This is a genomic window from Sphaerisporangium melleum (assembly GCF_014646695.1).
In the GTDB taxonomy this organism is placed as follows: Bacteria; Actinomycetota; Actinomycetes; order Streptosporangiales; family Streptosporangiaceae; genus Sphaerisporangium; species Sphaerisporangium melleum.
In genome coordinates, this window is the sequence record NZ_BMNT01000161.1 from 1 (window position 1) to 534 (window position 534).

The 534-nt window shown below is 67.6% G+C and carries 1 protein-coding gene; it reads right to left on the reverse strand.

Translation table 11 applies throughout. The features are described 5' to 3' along the window. Nucleotides 1-534, reverse strand: a 534-nt coding sequence (locus IEY93_RS37645; protein ID WP_373291565.1) for a CE1 family esterase, incomplete at both ends; no start/stop codon positions are given.

Sequence of the window (534 nt, forward strand, 5' to 3'; positions counted from 1 at the left end):
GCCGTGGATGCCCATGTAGGCGATGGGCTGGGTGCCGCCGCTGCAGCCGCTGAGGACGCCGCCGGACTGGACGGCGACGGCGCGGAAGACGGTGGCGCGGGAGCAGGCCAGGGAGTAGGACATGGCGCCGCCGTAGCTGAAGCCGGTGGCGAACAGCTGGGTGGTGTCGACGCACAGGTCGCCTTCGACCTGGCGGATGATGTCGTCGATGAAGGTGACGTCTTCACCATTGGAGTTGCCCCAGCCGTTGTTGAAGCCCTGGGGGGCGACGAAGATGGCGGTGTTGTTGGCCAGGCGCTGCAGGCCGTAGTAGTTCCACACGTCGCGTTGCACGGTCTGGCCGGTGGCGACGTCGGTGGAGGTGCCGCCCAGCCAGTGCAGGCCGAAGATCAGCCGGTAGGGGTTGTTGTTGTTGTAGTTGTCGGGGACCCGCAGGATGTAGCTGCGGCTCTTGCCGCTGCTGGTGATCTGGATCGTCCCGCTTCTCAGCGTGGGGGTCTTGCCGCATCCGGCGGTCGCCGCGGCGACGCTCGC